This is a genomic window from Pseudomonas sp. Nvir, assembly GCF_963778085.1.
GTDB lineage: Bacteria > Pseudomonadota > Gammaproteobacteria > Pseudomonadales > Pseudomonadaceae > Aquipseudomonas > Aquipseudomonas juntendi.
The window spans coordinates 4,238,244-4,255,056 of record NZ_OY970405.1 but is presented as its reverse complement, the minus strand read 5'-3'; the positions used below and the strand labels follow the sequence as shown (position 1 = coordinate 4,255,056).

Here is a 16,813-nt window from a genome sequence, read left to right as displayed (position 1 = left end):
CTTTTGCACAATACGCACAGCCATTGTGCGCTGCTGTGCGTTTCCCCGCCAGCGCACACTGGTTAGCATGCCGCTATCAACTTTGCTGGCGAACGAGGCCCTGATGATCGAGTGGTTGCTGTATATCGTGCTGGGCGCTGCCCTGGGCACCATGGGGGGCCTGTTCGGCATAGGCGGTGGGCTGATCGCGATCCCGGCGCTGGGCGTGCTGTTCGGCCTGGATCAGCAACTGGCACAGGGCACTGCACTGGTCATGGTGGTGCCGAATGTGTTGCTGGCGTTGTGGCGTTATCACCAGCGCAACCGCATCGAGTTGCGCCACGCCGTGCCGCTGTCGTTGTGCAGTTTCGTGTTCGCCTGGCTGGGTTCGATCTGGGCCGTGGGGCTGGATGCGCATTCCATGCGCCTGGGCTTTGTCGGCTTTTTGGTGGCGCTGGCGGTGTGGAACGTGGCGCGGATGTTCATGAAAGTGGCGCCAGCCAGTGCCGAACTGCGTTATGCCTGGCCTTGGCTGGGGGTGCTGGGCAGCTTTGCCGGTACCATGGGCGGGCTGTTCGGGGTGGGTGGCGCCGTGGTAGCCACACCGATCCTGACCAGTGTGTTCGGCACTACCCAGGTGGTGGCCCAAGGGCTGTCACTGGCATTGGCGGCGCCGAGCACCCTGGTGACTCTGGTGACCTATGGCGTGCATCACAGTGTTGACTGGGGGGTAGGGTTGCCGTTGGCGGTGGGCGGCCTGCTCAGTATCAGCTGGGGGGTGAAGCTGGCCCATGCGCTGCCAGAGAAGGTGCTACGGGCGATGTTCTGCGTGTTCCTGGTGGTGTGTGCGGTGATGCTCGGGTTCGAGCTTTGAGCGTTTGACCGCGCCGGTGGGGGCGAGCGCCGCGCAGGCGGCGCTTCGCGGCACCAGGCCGAGGGGGTATGGCGCCGAGGGTCAGCGCCGCACTTGCTTCAGTGTTTCGGCAATCAGGAACGCCAGCTCCAGCGACTGGTCGGCATTCATCCGTGGGTCGCAGTGAGTGTGGTAGCGGTCTGACAGGGCATCTTCGGTGATCGGCCGTGCGCCACCGATGCACTCGGTCACATTCTGCCCGGTCATCTCGATATGAATGCCGCCGGCATGACTGCCTTCGGCCTGGTGCACCTGGAAGAACTGCTTCACCTCGTCGAGGATCTGCGCAAAATCCCGGGTCTTGTAGCCACTGCTGGCCTTGATGGTATTGCCGTGCATGGGGTCGGAGCTCCACAGCACCTTGCGCCCCTCGCGCTCTACGCAGCGGATCAGCCCTGGCAGGTGGTCGCCGACCTTGCCCGCGCCCATGCGTACGATCAGGTTCAGGCGCCCTGGGTCGTTGGCCGGGTTGAGGGTGTCGATCAGGCGGAGCAGTTCCTCGGGGTTCATGCTGGGGCCGACCTTGACCCCGATCGGGTTGTGCACCCCACGCAGGAACTCGACATGGGCGCCGTCCAGCTGGCGAGTGCGGTCGCCGATCCACAGCATGTGCGCCGAGCAGTCGTAGTAGTCGCCGGTCAGGCTGTCCTGGCGCACGAAGGCCTCTTCATAGTTCAGCAGCAGCGCTTCGTGGGCGGTGAAGAAGCTGGTTTCACGCAGCTGCGGCGCGCTGTCCAGGCCACAGGCACGCATGAACGCCAGGGTTTCGTCGATGCGGTTGGCCAACTGGTGGTACTTGTCGGCCAGCGCCGAGTTGGCGATGAAGTCCAGGTTCCACTTGTGCACCTGGTGCAGGTCGGCAAAACCGCCCTGGGCGAAGGCCCGCAACAGGTTGAGGCTGGCGGTGGCCTGGTGGTAGGCCTGCAGCAGGCGCTCCGGGTCGGGGATGCGGCTCTTGGCGTCGAAGCCGATGCCGTTGACGATGTCGCCCCGGTAAGCGGGCAGGGTGACGGTGCCGATGGTTTCATCGCCCGCCGAGCGTGGCTTGGCGAACTGCCCGGCCATGCGCCCGACCTTGACCACCGGGCAGCCCGCGGCAAATGTCATGACGATGGCCATTTGCAGCAGCACCTTGAAGGTGTCGCGGATTTTTGCCGCTGAAAACTCGGCGAAGCTCTCGGCGCAGTCGCCGCCTTGCAGCAGGAACGCGCGGCCTTCGGTCACTTCGGCAAACTGCCGGCGCAGTTCGCGCGCTTCCCCGGCGAACACCAGCGGCGGGTAGCTGGCCAGGGTCTGTTCGACCTTCAGCAGGTGCGCGGCATCGGGATAGGTCGGTTGCTGCTGGATCGGCAGGGCGCGCCAGCTGTCGGGGCTCCACGGTTGGTTCATGTCAGGCTCGGTCTGGTCGGTTGTCGGCTGGCGGCCATGGTAACAGTTGGCGCTGCGCTTGTTGCATCGGGGGCGTTGGCGGACAATGCGCGTTTTTGTGCGGGCGGGTGCAGGCATGGCGACGGAACGGCAAGAGCGGCTACTGGCGCGGGTGGAGGATGCCTTTGGCGTCATCAGCGTGTACGAAGTGGACGACTACCGCTTTCTGGAATTCGGCGATGCCATCGAGCAAAGCTGTGTGTTCACTGCCGACCCCAGCTGGTTGGAGTACGACTATACCCGCGCCATGCTGGTTGGCGCGTTGTGCCATGAACAGCCGGAAAGCGCGCTGTTCCTGGGCCTTGGCGCGGGCACGCTGACCCAGGCCTGCATGAAGTTCCTGCCGCTGGACGATATCGAAGCCATCGAGCTGCGCCCGGACGTCCCGCGCCTGGCCATGCAGTACCTGGGCCTGGACGACGACCCGCGGCTGTACGTGCGCATTGGCGATGCGCTGGAGCTGCTACCCAGCGCAGAAAAGGCCGACCTGTTGTTCGTTGACCTGTACACCGACCATGGGCCGGGGGTAGGGCACCTGGCGTGGAACTTCCTGGCGAGCTGCCAGCAGCAACTCAACCCGGGCGGCTGGCTGGTGATCAACCAGTGGGCCACCGATGATGGCAAGCCGCTGGGTGCAGCGTTGCTGCGTGGCTTGTACCACCGCCATTACTGGGAACTGCCGGTGAAGGAGGGCAATGTGATTCTGCTGGTGCCGGCGGATCTGGAGCAGACCCTGGACATGGAAGGCTTGCGGGCCCGGGCGCAGGCGCTGGCGCCACGATTGGGCTACAGCCTCGAGGGTTTGATCCGCGAGATTCGGCCGGCTACCTGAATGGCAGGTGCGGCCGTAGCCGTCGCGATCCCTGCAGGAGCGGCCTTGTGTCGCGAAAGGGGCGCGCAGCGGCCCCACATTTTCAGCTTCGCTGCGGATATTGCCGGGGCCGCTGCGCGCCCCTTTCGCGACACAAGGCCGCTCCTACGGGGATCGTGGCAGCGTCAGGGATTATCGTTTCAGCCCCTGAAAATATTCCTCACCTAACCGTACATTTCAGGTATAGTACGCGCCGGTCTTTTAGCGGACCTCAAAATCAGGTGGTGCAAATCCTCCGAGTCCAGCTTCGGCTGCACGTCCGCTAGGCGGACCTTCCCAAGTTTTCTTTTTCAATCGTTTTCGCAAATCCCCGCCGCCAAAGCTGCCTGGGTGACCTGACGGTCTTTCAAGGCATGTGCAGCTTTGGAGCATGGGTCTTTGCGGATGCACCTAGAGGCAGACCCATGACCCAGGAAACCGGCGGCTTCGCCGCTCTCGATCTCAACCCGAATATCGTTGCTGCCGTAGTGGCTACCGGCTATGAAGAGCCGTCCGCCATTCAGCAGCAATCTATCCCGATCATCCTCGCCGGTCATGACATGATCGGCCAGGCGCAGACTGGCACCGGCAAGACCGCTGCCTTCGCCCTGCCGATCCTCAACAAGATCGATGTGAGCAAGCGCGAACCGCAAGCCCTGATCCTGGCGCCAACCCGTGAGTTGGCGCTGCAAGTTGCTACCGCTTTCGAAACCTACGCCAAGCAGATGCCAGGCGTGAACGTGGTTGCTGTGTACGGTGGTGCCCCAATGGGCCCACAGCTGCGCGCCATCCGCAACGGCGCGCAAATCGTCGTCGCCACCCCGGGCCGTCTGTGCGACCACCTGCGTCGCGACGAAAAAGTCCTGTCGACCGTGCAGTACCTGGTACTGGACGAAGCCGACGAGATGCTCAAGCTGGGCTTCATGGACGACCTCGAAGTGATCTTCGACGCCATCCCTGCTACCCGCCAGACCGTGCTGTTCTCCGCCACCCTGCCGTCGTCGATCCGTTCGATCGCCGAGCGCCACCTGCGCGAACCCAAGCACGTCAAGATCCAGAGCAAGACCCAGACCGTTACCGCGATCGATCAGGCCCACCTGATGGTCCACGCCGACCAGAAGATCCCGGCTGTACTGCGTCTGCTGGAAGTGGAAGAGTTCGACGCGCTGATCGCCTTCGTGCGCACCAAGCAAGCCACCCTGGACCTGGCCGCCGCGCTGGAAGCCAAGGGCTACAAGGCTGCTGCGCTGAACGGCGACATCGCCCAGAACCAGCGTGAGCGCGTGATCGACTCGCTCAAGGATGGCCGCCTGGACATCGTTGTCGCCACCGACGTGGCGGCCCGTGGCCTGGACGTACCGCGCATCACTCACGTATTCAACGTTGACATGCCGTACGACCCGGAGTCCTACGTGCACCGTATCGGCCGTACCGGCCGTGCCGGTCGCGAAGGCCGTGCGCTGCTGCTGGTCACGCCACGTGAGCGCCGCATGCTGCAGGTAATCGAGCGTGTAACCGGGCAGAAGGTTGCCGAAGCGCGCCTGCCGAACGCCCAGGCGGTGCTCGATGCGCGCATCAAGAAGCTGACCAACAGCCTGGCGCCACTGGTTGCCGAGGCTGAAGCCACCCACGGTGACCTGTTCGACCGCCTGACCAACGACCTGGGTTGCAGCGCCCGTGCCCTGGCCTCGGCCCTGCTGCGCAAGGCCACCAACGGCCAGGCGCTGGACCTGGCGGCGGTAGAGCGTGAGCAGCCGCTGGTGCCGAGCTTCGCCCCGCGTGGTGAGCGTACCGAACGTGGTGAGCGCAGCGAGCGCCCTGACCGCGGCGACCGCGAGCGTCGTGCGCCGCTGCCGCTGGCCGAAGGCCGCGTGCGTTGCCGTACCGCCCTGGGTGCCCGTGACGGCATCGCCGCCAAGAACCTGCTGGGCGCTATCCTCAACGAGGGTGGCCTGGCGCGTGACGCGATCGGTCGTATCCAGGTGCGCGACAGCTTCAGCCTGGTCGAGCTGCCGGAAGATGGCCTCGAGAAGCTGCTGTCCAAGCTCAAGGACACCCGCGTGGCCGGCAAGCAGCTGAAGCTGCGCCGCTACCGCGAGGATTGATCCTGGCGCAATGAAAAATCCCCGGCCTTGGCTGGGGATTTTTTTGCCTGTGCCATGGTGGGGTTGCGCGGCAGCCCCCCGCAATCGTCAGTCGAACCGGTAGATGTCCATCCCCAGCGCCCCCAAGGTGAAGCCTTGGTGCACAACGCCAAACTGCCCCCCCGCCCCAAGGGCAAAAAACAGCGGCAACAAATGCTCATCGCTCGGGTGGTTGCGCACTGCAAACGGCGCCTGTTGCCGATAAGCCAGCAACCCCTCCCGGTCATCAGCCCGCAGTTTTTCCACTACCCAATCTCGAAACGCCAACGCCCACGGCTCGATCACGTCGGGCCCGGCATGCCAGTCCAGCTCGCCAAGGTTATGGGTAATGCTGCCCGAACCCACCAGCAGCACGCCCTCCTGGCGTAGCCCCGCCAGTGCCTGGCCAACCTTCACTTGCAGCGCCGGGCCCATCTGGGTGGGCAGCGAAACCTGCACCACTGGGATGCTCGCATCGGGGTACATCAACGACAACGGCACCCAGGCGCCATGGTCGAACGGCCGCTGCGGGTCGAGGCGCGCGGCCAGCCCGGCGCCCTGCAGCAGCTCGCCGACCCGGCCGGCGAGGGCAGGGTCACCGGGCGCAGGGTACTGCACCGCATACAAGGCCGGTGGGAAGCCGTAGAAGTCATGCCAGGTTTCTGGGTGTGCGCCACCGGTGATCAGCAGCTCGCGGCTTTCCCAGTGCGCCGACACCACCACAATGGCTTGCGGCCGCGGCAGTGCGTTGGCGAGCCCTGCCAGCGCCGGGCCGCTGGCGCCAGGTTGCAGGGCAAGCATGGGGGAGCCGTGGGAAATGAACAGGCTGGGCAGCATGGCGGGGTCCTGAAGGTTAAGATGCACTCATCTTCGATCAACTAAAGATCGAAATCCAAACCAACTTTTACTGGCAAACCATCTAAAAATCGGGAGTGTTCATGGAACCAGCGTTCTGGCAGCAACGGTGGGCCGACAACCAGATCGGCTTCCACCAGGCGCAGGTGAACCCGTATCTGCAGCGGTACTGGCCAACATTGCAGCAGGTGCCCGGCAGCCGCGTGCTGGTGCCACTGTGCGGCAAAAGCCTCGATCTGGCCTGGTTGGCCGGGCAGGGGCACCGGGTATTGGGCGTGGAGCTTTCGCGGCGGGCCGTGGAGGGTTTCTTCCGCGAGCATGGGCTTGAGGCCGAGGTGCGGCAGCGTGGCGACTTTGAAGTATGGCGCAGTGGCGACGTGGAGCTGTGGTGTGGGGACTTCTTTGCCCTGCAGGCAGAAGATGTCGGCGACTGCGCGGGCCTGTACGACCGCGCGGCGCTGATTGCCCTGCCGCCGCCCATGCGTGCGCGCTACGCGCAGGCCCTGTCGGCGTTGTTGCCAGCCGGGTGCCTTGGCGTGGTGGTGACGTTGGATTACGACCAGTCGCTGCTGGCCGGGCCGCCGTTTTCGGTGGCGGATCAGGAGCTGAGGCAGGGCTTTGCGGGCTGGCAGGTGGATGAACTGGAGCAGGCGCAGGTGCTCGGGGAAAGTCCGAAGTTTCTGCAGGCCGGGGCATCCAGTGTGTTGGAGCGGGTCTACCGGGTCTGCCGGCGCTAGCGCGGGTAAGCCTGCACAGGCAGGCACAAAAAAGGGCGACCGAAGTCGCCCTTGCTTGCCTGTTGGATCAACCGCGACGGCGCAGGGCCTCGATACGGTCTTCCAGCGGCGGGTGGCTCATCAGCAAGCCGGCCAGGCCATGCTTGAGGCCGCCGTTGATGCCGAAGGCCTTGAGCGTGTCCGGCATGTGCACCGGCAGGCCTTGTTCCACCCGCAGGCGCTGCAGAGCGCCGATCATCGCCGAAGTGCCGGCCAGTTGTGCACCGGCTTCGTCGGCGCGGTATTCGCGGCGGCGCGAGAACCACATGACGATCATGCTGGCCAGGATGCCCAATACCAACTCGGCAACGATGGTTGCCACGTAGTAGGCGATGCCCTGGCCTTCTTCGTTCTTGAAGATGACCTTGTCGACGAAATTACCGATGATCCGGGCGAAGAACATCACGAAGGTGTTCACCACGCCTTGAACCAGCGCCAGGGTAACCATGTCGCCGTTGGCCACGTGGCCGATTTCGTGGGCCAGTACCGCACGCACTTCGTCGGGCGAGAAACGCTCCAGCAAGCCCTGGGACACCGCTACCAGTGCGTCGTTACGGTTCCAGCCGGTGGCGAAGGCGTTTGCCTCGTAGGCCGGGAAAATGCCCACTTCAGGCATTTTGATGCCCGCTTCCCGGGACAGCTCCTCGACCGTTTGCAACAGCCACTGCTCGTGGCGGGTGCGCGGCTGGGTGATGATCTGGGTGCCGGTGGTCATCTTCGCCATCCACTTGGAGATGAACAGCGAGACGAGGGAGCCGGCGAAGCCGAACACGGCGCAGAACACCAGCAGGCTGCTGAGGTTCAGGTCGACCCCGTTGGCGGCCATGAACCCGTTGAAACCGAACAGGCTCAGGGTAATGCTTGCAACCAGCACCACCGCGAGGTTGGTGGCTACAAACAACAGAATGCGCATCATGGTTGTTACGTTCTCCTGACGGATGAATTGTCGCTTACTGCGGGGTATATAAGGGGCCTGGGGTGCCGTTTCAATCGGGGGACTATTTCAAACTGTGTACGGCGGAGTATGGCAGAGGATGACGCGTGGGCAGTGGGATAGAGCGTTGCAGGATGTAAGAAACAGGTGGCGCAGATAACCGGGCTGCTTTGCAGCCCATCGCCGGCAAGCCAGCTCCCACAGGGACCTCACAAAATTCAGGCCTGTGATAACCCTGTGGCTGGCTCCCATAAGCACTCCTCAATCCTCAGGCCTGTGGTGATCCTGTGGGAGATTCTATGGTTCCTGGCAAGGGTAGCCGGAGCATCTTCAGCGCCTGTGAGATCGAGCGCCGCCCGCGCGGCGCAATCGCGAGCTGCGCTCGCTCCTACGTTTGTTTCGGGCCAGTAACGCCTGTGACAGGCGCGCGCGGCCGCCTTGTTTGTACGGCGCGATTTTGAGGCATGCACCAAGACGTTCGCGCGCAAATCCCACAGGAATAATTGGCCCGAAACAAACGTAGGAGCGAGCGCAGCTCGCGATTGCGCCGCGCGGGCGGCGCTCGCTCTAACAGGCGCTGCCATACCTTGTGGCAAACACCTGTCAGCCCTAAGGCGATCCCTGTGGGAGCTGGCTTGCCGGCGATGAGGCCGTTACTTACTGCGAGTAAGTGCGCAGGAAATTGCCGATCCGGCCAATCGCCGCTTCCAGGTCATCGACCCGCGGCAAGGTCACCACGCGGAAGTGGTCCGGCCACGGCCAGTTGAACGCGGTACCCTGAACGATCAGCAGCTTCTCCGACAGCAGCAGGTCAAGGGCGAACTTCTCGTCATTGAGGATCGGGCACACCTTCGGGTCGATCCGCGGGAACGCATACAGCGCACCCATCGGCTTCACGCAGCTTACCCCAGGGATGTCATTCAGTAGTTCATAGGTGCGGTTGCGCTGCTCCAGCAGGCGCCCGGGTGGCAGCACCAGGTCATTGATGCTCTGGTAACCACCCAGCGCAGTCTGGATGGCATGCTGCGCCGGCACGTTGGCACACAGGCGCATGTTGGCCAGCATGTCGATGCCTTCGATGTAGCTTTGCGCATGGTGCTTGGGCCCGGAAATGATCAGCCAGCCAGAGCGGAAGCCCGCCACCCGGTACGACTTGGACAGGCCGTTGAAGGTCAGGCACAGCAGGTCTGGCGCCAGCGAGGCGGTGCTGATGTGCACGGCTTCGTCGTACAGGATCTTGTCGTAGATCTCGTCGGAGAACACCACCAGGTTGTGCTGGCGGGCCAGCGCCAGCATGCCCAGCAGCAACTCCCTGGAATACACCGCGCCCGTCGGGTTGTTCGGGTTGATGATCACCAGGGCCTTGGTGTTCGGGGTGATCTTGGCCTTGATGTCCTCCAGGTCGGGGAACCAGTCGGCCTGCTCGTCGCACAGGTAGTGCACCGGCTTGCCGCCGGCCAGGCTCACGGCAGCGGTCCACAGTGGGTAATCGGGCGCCGGGATCAGCACCTCGTCACCGTTGTTGAGCAACGCCTGCATCGACATCACGATCAGCTCGGAGACACCGTTGCCGAGGTAGATGTCCTCGATGGTGACGCCTTCGATCTCTTTCTGCTGGCAGTACTGCATCACCGCCTTGCGTGCACTGAACAGGCCCTTGGAGTCGCTGTAGCCCTGCGCGGTGGGCAGGTTGCGGATCACATCCTGGAGAATTTCGTCGGGCGCCTCGAAGCCGAAGGGCGCTGGGTTGCCGATGTTCAGCTTGAGGATGCGGTGGCCTTCCTCTTCCAGGCGCTTGGCGTGCTTGAGCACTGGGCCGCGAATGTCATAGCAGACATTGGCGAGCTTGTTCGATTTGCTGAACTGCATGATGGGATCCCGATTGAGAATACGCGCTACGCCCCGCCGAAAGGTTTGAAAGGGCAGGAAGCGGGTGACAGACTGAACGCCTGGCACACGAAGCCACCTAATATACGTGCCGCCCGCGCCCTGGAAAAGACGGCGTGGGGTGAATTTCAGCCTGCCGAGGTTCCTGCATGAAAAAGATCGAGAAAACCCTGGAAGAATGGCGGTCGATGCTCGACCCCGAGCAGTACCAGGTTTGCCGCCTGAAGGGCACCGAACGGCCGTTCAGCGGCAAGTACAACAGCGAGCGCCGCGACGGCATTTACCATTGCATCTGCTGCAGCCTGCCGTTGTTCGACGCCCAGACCAAGTTCGATTCCGGCTGTGGCTGGCCGAGCTTCTACGCGCCGATCGAAGACAGCGCGATGATCGAGATCCGCGACACCTCCCATGGCATGATCCGTACCGAAGTCACCTGTGCCCGCTGCGATGCGCACCTGGGCCACGTGTTCCCCGACGGCCCGCCACCGACTGGCCTGCGCTACTGCATCAACTCGGTGTGCATCGACTTGCGCCCGCGCGACTGACCGGAGCCCGACCATGGCTGGATCGATACTGGACATTCCCTGCGTGACCCTGGGCGGCGAGCACAAGACCCTCGGCGACTACCCCGGCAAGGCGTTGCTGGTGGTCAATACCGCCAGCCAGTGCGGCTTTACCCCCCAGTACAAGGGGCTGGAGCAACTGTGGCAGGCCTACCGCGGGCGTGGCCTGGTAGTGCTGGGCTTTCCGTGCAACCAGTTCGGCCAGCAGGAGCCGGGCGAGGCGCGGGAAATTGCGCAGTTCTGCGAACGCAATTTCGGCGTGAGCTTCCCGCTGTTCCGCAAGGTGGACGTCAACGGCCCCGGCACCCACCCGTTGTATGTCGAACTGAAGCAGCGTGCCCCAGGCTTGCTTGGCTCGCAGAAGGTCAAGTGGAACTTCACCAAGTTCCTGCTCGACCCGGCCAGTGGCCAGGTCACGCGTTATGCGCCTTTCACCAAGCCGCAGGCACTGGAAGCGGACATCGAGCGCCTGCTCAGCCGCTGAGCGGCACCCAGTGGTCGACCAGCGCCAGCAGCTCTTCGCGGCGGAACGGTTTGGCCAGGTAGTCGTTCATGCCCGCGGCCCGGCAGCGCTCGCGCTCTTCGGGCATGGCGTTGGCGGTGAGGGCGACGATGGGCAGGTGCGGCCAGCGGCCGCTCTGGCGAATGCGCCGGCTGGCCTCGTAGCCGTCCATCACCGGCATGTTGCAGTCCATCAGCACCAGGTCGAAGGGTTGCCGTTCCAGCGCCGCCAGGGCCTCGGCGCCCTGGGTTGCCAGTTCGACCTGGCAACCGAGCTTGGCCAGCATCCCCTTGGCCACCAGCTGGTTCACCGGGTTGTCTTCTACCAACAAGATGCGCGCGCGGCCTTCGCCCTGGGTCACGGGCGGCGTGGCCAGCGGGTGTTCCGGCTCATGGCCTTGCAAGGTTCGGCGCAGCGTCTGGTACAAGGCGTTGCGCGCCAGCGGGCGGGCCAGCTGGTGCAGCGGTGCCAAAGCCAGCGACTGCTCTTGGGAAAGGAAGTTGCCGTAGGCGGTAACCAGCAGGATCGGCGCTTGCAGGGCCGGGCGCAGTTCGAATAGATGGTCCACGTCATCGGTTATCAACAGGTCGAACGCGGTGGCCTGCAGGGCCATGCGGCTGTCGTGCCGCTGGTAGCTCAAGCCCCAGGCGGGCAACACGCGCTGCAGGAGCTCGTGCAGCCCGCTGCCCGCCGCACTGAGGGCGGCCACGCGGCCTTGCAGGGGCTGTGGCGGGATGGCTTCAGTGTGCGCAGCCAGCGGCAGCTCGGCGGTGAAGCAACTGCCAAAGCCCGCTTCGGAGCTTATCTGCAGGTGCCCCTGCATGGCTTTGCACAGGTTGCGGGTCAGGGCCAGGCCAAGGCCGGTGCCGCCGTACTGGCGGGTGATGCCGGCGCCGGCCTGGGTGAAGGGCTGGAAGATGCGCACCTGGGCCTCTTCAGGGATGCCGATGCCCGTGTCACGCACTTGCAGGCGCACGCCGCCGGCAATGCGCTCAAGGCGCATATCGACGCGGCCGAAGCGGGTGAACTTCAAGGCATTGGACAGCAGGTTGCTGACGATCTGCCGCACCCGCGTGGGGTCGCCCAACACGCTGCTGGGGAAGTCGCCGGCGATCAGGCAGGTCAGCTCCACGCTCTGTGCGGTGTTCTGCGACAGCAGGTTGGCGGTGTCTTCGACCATCGAGCCCATGTCGAAGGCAATGCGCTCCAGTTCCAGCTGGCCGGCGTCGAACTTGGACAGGTCGAGAATATCGTTCAGCAGTTCGACCAGTACCTTGCCCGAGTCGTGGGCAATCGCCAGCTGCTGGCGTTGCTCGCTGGGCAACGGGTTATCCAGCGCCAGGGCGATCATGCCGAGCATGCCGTTGAGCGGGGTGCGGATTTCGTGGCTCATGTTGGCAAGGAAGGCGGCGCGGGCCTGGGCCATGTCCAGCGCCCGCCGGCGGGCCTGTTCCAGCTCCTGGTTGGTCAGGCTCAGGCTGCTGTTGCTGGCCTTCAGCTCGTTGGTGCGTGCCGAGACGATGTCTTCCAGCTCGTTGAGGTACTGGGTCAGGCGGTTTTCCGCGGTGCGCCGCTGCTCGATTTCGGTGGCCATGCTGACGAACTGCTGGTTGGCCACTTTCACCAGCACGCCGATTTCATCAAGTTCGTGGCCGTGCGGGCATTCCAGGCGGGTTTGCCGGGGTTTGCGCGGGTCGCTGCCGCTGAGCGCACTGATAACGGTGACCAGTGGCTTGGTCAGCATCAGGTAGAACAGTGCCAGCAGCAGGCCTGTCAGCACCAGGCTGCGGGCAAAACCGTTGAGCAGGGTGATGCCGGCACGGTCGAGAAAGCGGCTGCCGAAGGCGAAGGTGTCGACGTCCAGGTACAGGGTGCCAAGGTATTCCTCGGGCATATGGGTAAGGTACAGGCTTTCGCTCAACTGGCGCTGTTCGCCGAACAGGAAGTCGCTCAGCGGCCGCAGACGGTCTTGCAGGCGTGGGCGCTCGACATCGGCCAGGACCGTCTGGTTGTTGTCGATCAGCCGTGCGCGGATCACCGCCGGCGACTGCAGCAGGCCGCGGGTCAGTTCCAGGGCCAGTTCCGAGTCGATGTTGTAGGCGATACGCGAGGCCGGGTTGTGGCTGATTTGCAGCAAGGCCCGCACTTCACGGTTGATGGATGCGTCTACGCTGGCATAATCGATGCCGATCTGGATGAGACTGAGCAATGTTCCCAGGATGAAGCCGACCAGGACTGTCAACCGGGCTTGCTTGTATGACAGGCGATTGGTGAACTTGATATCCATGAGTTCCGAGCTGGTTTCCCATTCCTTGCGCTGCGCAAGCATAGCCGATCATCCCCGGCTGCTGGTGGGTCTGTCTGTTCATTTCAGTTGATCGCCAAGCGGGGGCCGCTTTGCGCCCCTTCGCGGGCCCCCAGGCCTAACACAATCCCTGTAGGAGCGGGCAAGCCCGCGAAGGGGCGCGCAGCGGCCCCAAAAAACTGAAATTGCTAGGAGTCGTCATGGACGCTCGCTTGATCGCTTTCCTGGACCGCGCCGAATCGGTACTGGCGCGCCTCGAACCCCTGCTGCCGGCCCCGCGCCCGCACATCGACTGGGCCACCACCCTGGCTGCCCGCTGGCAGCGCGATGGCCGCAGCGGCTACCTGCTGCCGCTGGAAGTCAGCCTGGACATCCGCCTGACCGACCTGATTGGCGTCGACAAACAGCGTGACCAGCTGGGCCGCAACACCCACCAGTTCATCAAGGGCATGCCCGCCAACCACGCCTTGCTGTGGGGTTCGCGCGGCACCGGCAAGTCGTCGCTGGTGCGTGCGCTGCTGGCCGAGCACGCCAGCGCCGGTTTGCGCCTGATCGAAATCGAACGCGACCACCTGGCCGACCTGCCGCGCGTGGTCGAGCAACTGCAGAAGCTGCCGCAGCGTTTCATCCTGTTCTGCGACGACTTGTCGTTCGAGGCCGGTGAGGGCGACTACCGTGTGCTCAAGAGCGTGCTCGATGGCTCGCTGGAGCAGGCACCGGACAATGTCCTGCTGTACGCCACTTCCAACCGCCGCCACCTGGTGCCGGAAAAGGAGAGCGACAACGAAAACTGGAAAAGGGTCGACGGCGAGCTGCACCCCAGTGAAGCGGTGGAGGACAAGATCGCGCTGTCCGACCGCTTTGGCCTGTGGCTGTCGTTCTACCCGTTCACCCAGGCGCACTTCCTTGACGTGGTCGAGCACTGGATCGGCCAGCTGGCGGCCCCGGCCGGGCTGGCCTGGCAGCGTGACGAAGCGCTGGAAATTCTCGCCGTGCGCTGGGCTACCGGCCGCGGTAACCGTAATGGCCGTTGTGCCTATCAGTTCGCTCGCTACTGGGTCGGGCTGCAATTGCTGGAGCAAAAGTAAATGATCGACCTCAATGCCAGTGGCGTCGGCCTCGACGGCTACCACCTGCTGGCGGCGCAAGTGCAGGCGCTGTTTGCCGACGAACGTGATTTCATCGCCAATGCCGCGCAGTTTTCGGCATTTCTCTACCACCAGGTAGGCGACCTGAACTGGGCGGGCTTCTACCTCAACCGTAACGGGCAACTGGTGCTGGGCCCGTTCCAGGGCCAGGTGGCGTGCGTGCGCATTCCGTTCGGCAAAGGCGTGTGCGGCGCGGCGGCTGCCACCGGCAAGACCCAGCGGGTCGAGGACGTGCATGCGTTCCCGGGGCACATTGCCTGCGACAGTGCGTCGAACAGCGAGCTGGTGATACCGCTGGTGAAGGAGGGCAGGCTGATTGGTGTGCTGGACCTGGACAGCCCGAAGCTGGCGCGATTCAGCGAGGCGGACCAGGTGGGGCTGGAGCGCCTGGCGGCGATCTTCCTGGAGCTGACTGACTGCTGATTGTCGTGTTGCCCGGGCTGGCCCTATCGCCGGCAAGCCAGCTCCCACAAGGTAACCGCAGGCTCGAAGACCTGTGCAGTAACCTGTGGGAGATTCTATGGTTCCTGGCAAGGGTAGCCGGAGCATCTTCAGCGCCTGTGAGATCGGGCGCCGCCCGCGCGGCGCAATCGCGAGCTGCGCTCGCTCCTACGTTTGTTTCGGGCCAGTAACGCCTGTGACAGGCGCGCGCGGCCGCCTTGTTTGTACGGCGCGATATTGAGGCATGCACCAAGGCGTTCGCGCGCGAATCCCACAGGAATAATTGGCCCGAAACAAACGTAGGAGCGAGCGCAGCTCGCGATGCGCCGCGCGGGCGGCGCTCGCTCTAACAGGCGCTGCATACGTTGTGGCAAACACCTGTCAGCCCTGATGCGATCCCTGTGGGAGCTGGCTTGCCGGCGATAGGGCCATCAAATCCACAACAAATTCCGGATCAGTCGTACATCACCTTCTTCTTCCAGGTCTCGTCCTCATCGGTCTTGAGGCCCTGGGTCAGTTCGTTGTGTTCGTCCTCGGCCGGTTCCATCTGGTCCAGCACCTGGGCGTTGGCCCGGCCCAGCAGTTTCTCCAGGTACGTCAGCTGCTCTTCATACACCTTCGGCTCCGGCTGCTTGCGCAGGTACTGCACCCCCCGTTCGAATGCCAGGCGGGCTTGGCCTGGCTGGCCTTTCTGCAGGGCCTGCTGGCCGAGGTTGTTGAAGAACTCGATATGCAGCAGCACCAGAATGTGGCGGATCTCCTTGACCCAGTGCTTGGCCTCCGGCGCAGGCAGGAAGCCCTCATGCGCGGCCCGGGTCACCTGGTTGTGCAGTGCTTCCAGCAAGAAGCGCACATCCTTGGCCTTGACCTCGGTCTGGATCGGGTTGGGCGGGTTGTTCACCGGGATCTTTTCACCCAGGGCGATCAGCCCTTCCAGTTCGGCCATGCGTGCCTTCAACTGGGCATTGTGCTTGTCCACCGCCAGCTGGCGCTGGTTGAGGTTGAGCTCCAGGCGGGTCAGCAGCAGCTTCAGCGCCGGGGTCATGAACTGGCCTGGGAAGGTCTCGGTGATTTCGCCGCAGCGGCGCAGGCGGTCGGCCAGTTCGATCTTCAGGCGGGCGCGCTCCAGCTTGCCGTTCTCGACCACATTGTTGAGGTAGCCGATCACGATCAGCAACGCGATACCCGCTACGATGAGCAGGGTGATCAGAAGTGGTGTCACCGTTAATGCCTCATTGAAGAAGAATTACAGCGTTGAGTGTAGTGAGTTTGCCTCGGAGCGAATAGCGGCACAGGCAAACCCGTTCTCTATATCGACAAGCCAGCCCGCATCTGCACCCCGACCCACCCGGAAGTCATTGATTTAAATAAATTTCTACAAAGGGGTTGACGCCTGTATCAAGCATCCATAGAATGCGCGCCACTTGCAGCGTAAAGCACACAGTGAAACGCGGCAGGGAGTGAAAGCAGGCAGCGATGCCAGCAGCGTGTCCCCTTCGTCTAGTGGCCTAGGACACCGCCCTTTCACGGCGGTAACAGGGGTTCGAGTCCCCTAGGGGACGCCAAATTGCGGGAATAGCTCAGTTGGTAGAGCACGACCTTGCCAAGGTCGGGGTCGCGAGTTCGAGTCTCGTTTCCCGCTCCAGTTTCTCCGGCAACGCTGATGGCGGGGCAGGAAAAGAAAATCCAGGCTGAATCGTGAGGTTCATGTTCTGGTGCACTGAAAAGTGTCGTGTGTCCCCTTCGTCTAGTGGCCTAGGACACCGCCCTTTCACGGCGGTAACAGGGGTTCGAGTCCCCTAGGGGACGCCATTTGCGGGAATAGCTCAGTTGGTAGAGCACGACCTTGCCAAGGTCGGGGTCGCGAGTTCGAGTCTCGTTTCCCGCTCCAGTTTCCAAAACTATGGCGTTCATGACGGTGTAGTAGGTTGTAAAAGTATCAAACGCGGGAATAGCTCAGTTGGTAGAGCACGACCTTGCCAAGGTCGGGGTCGCGAGTTCGAGTCTCGTTTCCCGCTCCAATATGAAACGCACCAAGGAATTTTAACGTTCCTTTGGTGCGTTTTTTTTTACCTGATCAAAACCCTGGCCATGGCGATCAAGCCATGG

At 63.5% G+C, this 16,813-nt stretch carries 13 protein-coding genes, 5 tRNA genes and 1 pseudogene; 13 read left to right on the top strand and 6 right to left on the bottom strand.

Features of this window, described 5'->3' with window-relative positions; translation table 11 throughout:
- Positions 1-103 precede the first annotated feature (103 nt).
- Positions 104-853 carry a sulfite exporter TauE/SafE family protein gene (locus AACG97_RS20450; RefSeq protein ID WP_029885627.1) on the top strand — a complete coding sequence of 250 codons (750 nt, stop codon included), beginning with the start codon at positions 104-106 and terminating at the stop codon, positions 851-853.
- 81 nt (positions 854-934) lie between these two features.
- Here the strand turns inward: AACG97_RS20450 and AACG97_RS20445 are convergent, their stop codons facing one another.
- Entirely contained in the window at positions 935-2,281 is a 1,347-nt protein-coding gene (locus AACG97_RS20445; protein WP_009685228.1) for a class II 3-deoxy-7-phosphoheptulonate synthase, read from the bottom strand.
- A gap of 115 nt (positions 2,282-2,396) precedes the next feature.
- Here AACG97_RS20445 and AACG97_RS20440 point away from each other — a divergent pair, with 115 nt between their 5' ends.
- Both AACG97_RS20440 and AACG97_RS20435 read left to right on the top strand, forming a co-directional pair.
- On the top strand, positions 2,397-3,152 hold the full coding sequence (locus AACG97_RS20440) for a spermidine synthase (RefSeq protein WP_029885626.1): 756 nt from the start codon (positions 2,397-2,399) through the stop codon (positions 3,150-3,152).
- 409 nt (positions 3,153-3,561) lie between these two features.
- Positions 3,562-5,275, top strand: a pseudogene (locus AACG97_RS20435) (DEAD/DEAH box helicase).
- Between the two features lie 87 nt (positions 5,276-5,362).
- Here the strand turns inward: AACG97_RS20435 and AACG97_RS20430 are convergent.
- The gene (locus AACG97_RS20430; protein WP_054905502.1) at positions 5,363-6,130 is read right to left on the bottom strand and encodes a DODA-type extradiol aromatic ring-opening family dioxygenase; all 768 of its coding nucleotides are present in this window, start codon (positions 6,128-6,130) and stop codon (positions 5,363-5,365) included.
- Between the two features lie 101 nt (positions 6,131-6,231).
- Between AACG97_RS20430 and AACG97_RS20425 the strand changes: the two genes are divergently transcribed.
- A complete protein-coding gene (locus tag AACG97_RS20425; protein WP_009683622.1) occupies positions 6,232-6,885 on the top strand; it encodes a thiopurine S-methyltransferase in 654 nt (217 codons plus the stop codon).
- 67 nt (positions 6,886-6,952) lie between these two features.
- On the opposite strand, the gene htpX is transcribed toward AACG97_RS20425, so the two are convergent.
- Positions 6,953-7,840, bottom strand: coding sequence for a protease HtpX (gene htpX, locus AACG97_RS20420; protein ID WP_047150248.1), 888 nt, complete (start codon positions 7,838-7,840; stop codon positions 6,953-6,955).
- Positions 7,841-8,515: 675 nt separating this feature from the next.
- The gene (locus AACG97_RS20415) at positions 8,516-9,727 is read right to left on the bottom strand and encodes a pyridoxal phosphate-dependent aminotransferase (RefSeq protein ID WP_009682838.1); all 1,212 of its coding nucleotides are present in this window, start codon (positions 9,725-9,727) and stop codon (positions 8,516-8,518) included.
- Positions 9,728-9,894: 167 nt separating this feature from the next.
- Here AACG97_RS20415 and msrB point away from each other — a divergent pair, with 167 nt between their 5' ends.
- Positions 9,895-10,290 (top strand): peptide-methionine (R)-S-oxide reductase MsrB, encoded by a 396-nt coding sequence (msrB, locus tag AACG97_RS20410; protein WP_009682839.1) that lies wholly within the window; start codon positions 9,895-9,897, stop codon positions 10,288-10,290.
- Positions 10,291-10,303: 13 nt separating this feature from the next.
- Positions 10,304-10,792, top strand: a complete 489-nt coding sequence (locus AACG97_RS20405) for a glutathione peroxidase (RefSeq protein WP_009682840.1) — start codon at positions 10,304-10,306, stop codon at positions 10,790-10,792.
- Here the strand turns inward: AACG97_RS20405 and AACG97_RS20400 are convergent.
- Positions 10,782-13,139 (bottom strand): hybrid sensor histidine kinase/response regulator, encoded by a 2,358-nt coding sequence (locus tag AACG97_RS20400; protein WP_047149783.1) that lies wholly within the window; start codon positions 13,137-13,139, stop codon positions 10,782-10,784. The genes AACG97_RS20405 and AACG97_RS20400 overlap by 11 nt on opposite strands.
- 176 nt (positions 13,140-13,315) lie before the next feature.
- On the opposite strand from AACG97_RS20400, the gene AACG97_RS20395 reads away from it, so the two are divergent.
- Positions 13,316-14,203, top strand: a complete 888-nt coding sequence (locus tag AACG97_RS20395) for an ATP-binding protein (RefSeq protein WP_029887959.1) — start codon at positions 13,316-13,318, stop codon at positions 14,201-14,203.
- A complete protein-coding gene (locus AACG97_RS20390; protein ID WP_047149784.1) occupies positions 14,204-14,686 on the top strand; it encodes a GAF domain-containing protein in 483 nt (160 codons plus the stop codon).
- A 472-nt stretch (positions 14,687-15,158) separates the two neighbouring features.
- Here the strand turns inward: AACG97_RS20390 and AACG97_RS20385 are convergent, their stop codons facing one another.
- The gene (locus AACG97_RS20385) at positions 15,159-15,926 is read right to left on the bottom strand and encodes a hypothetical protein (protein ID WP_009683625.1); all 768 of its coding nucleotides are present in this window, start codon (positions 15,924-15,926) and stop codon (positions 15,159-15,161) included.
- A 267-nt stretch (positions 15,927-16,193) separates the two neighbouring features.
- Here AACG97_RS20385 and AACG97_RS20380 point away from each other — a divergent pair.
- The 5 genes from AACG97_RS20380 (at position 16,194) to AACG97_RS20360 (ending at position 16,725) form a co-directional block, all read left to right on the top strand.
- Positions 16,194-16,269 (top strand) — tRNA-Glu (locus AACG97_RS20380).
- 4 nt (positions 16,270-16,273) lie between these two features.
- Positions 16,274-16,349 (top strand) — tRNA-Gly (locus AACG97_RS20375).
- 91 nt (positions 16,350-16,440) lie between these two features.
- Positions 16,441-16,516 (top strand) — tRNA-Glu (locus AACG97_RS20370).
- Positions 16,517-16,519: 3 nt separating this feature from the next.
- Positions 16,520-16,595, top strand: a tRNA-Gly gene (locus AACG97_RS20365).
- 54 nt (positions 16,596-16,649) lie between these two features.
- Positions 16,650-16,725, top strand: a tRNA-Gly gene (locus AACG97_RS20360).
- Positions 16,726-16,813 lie beyond the last annotated feature (88 nt).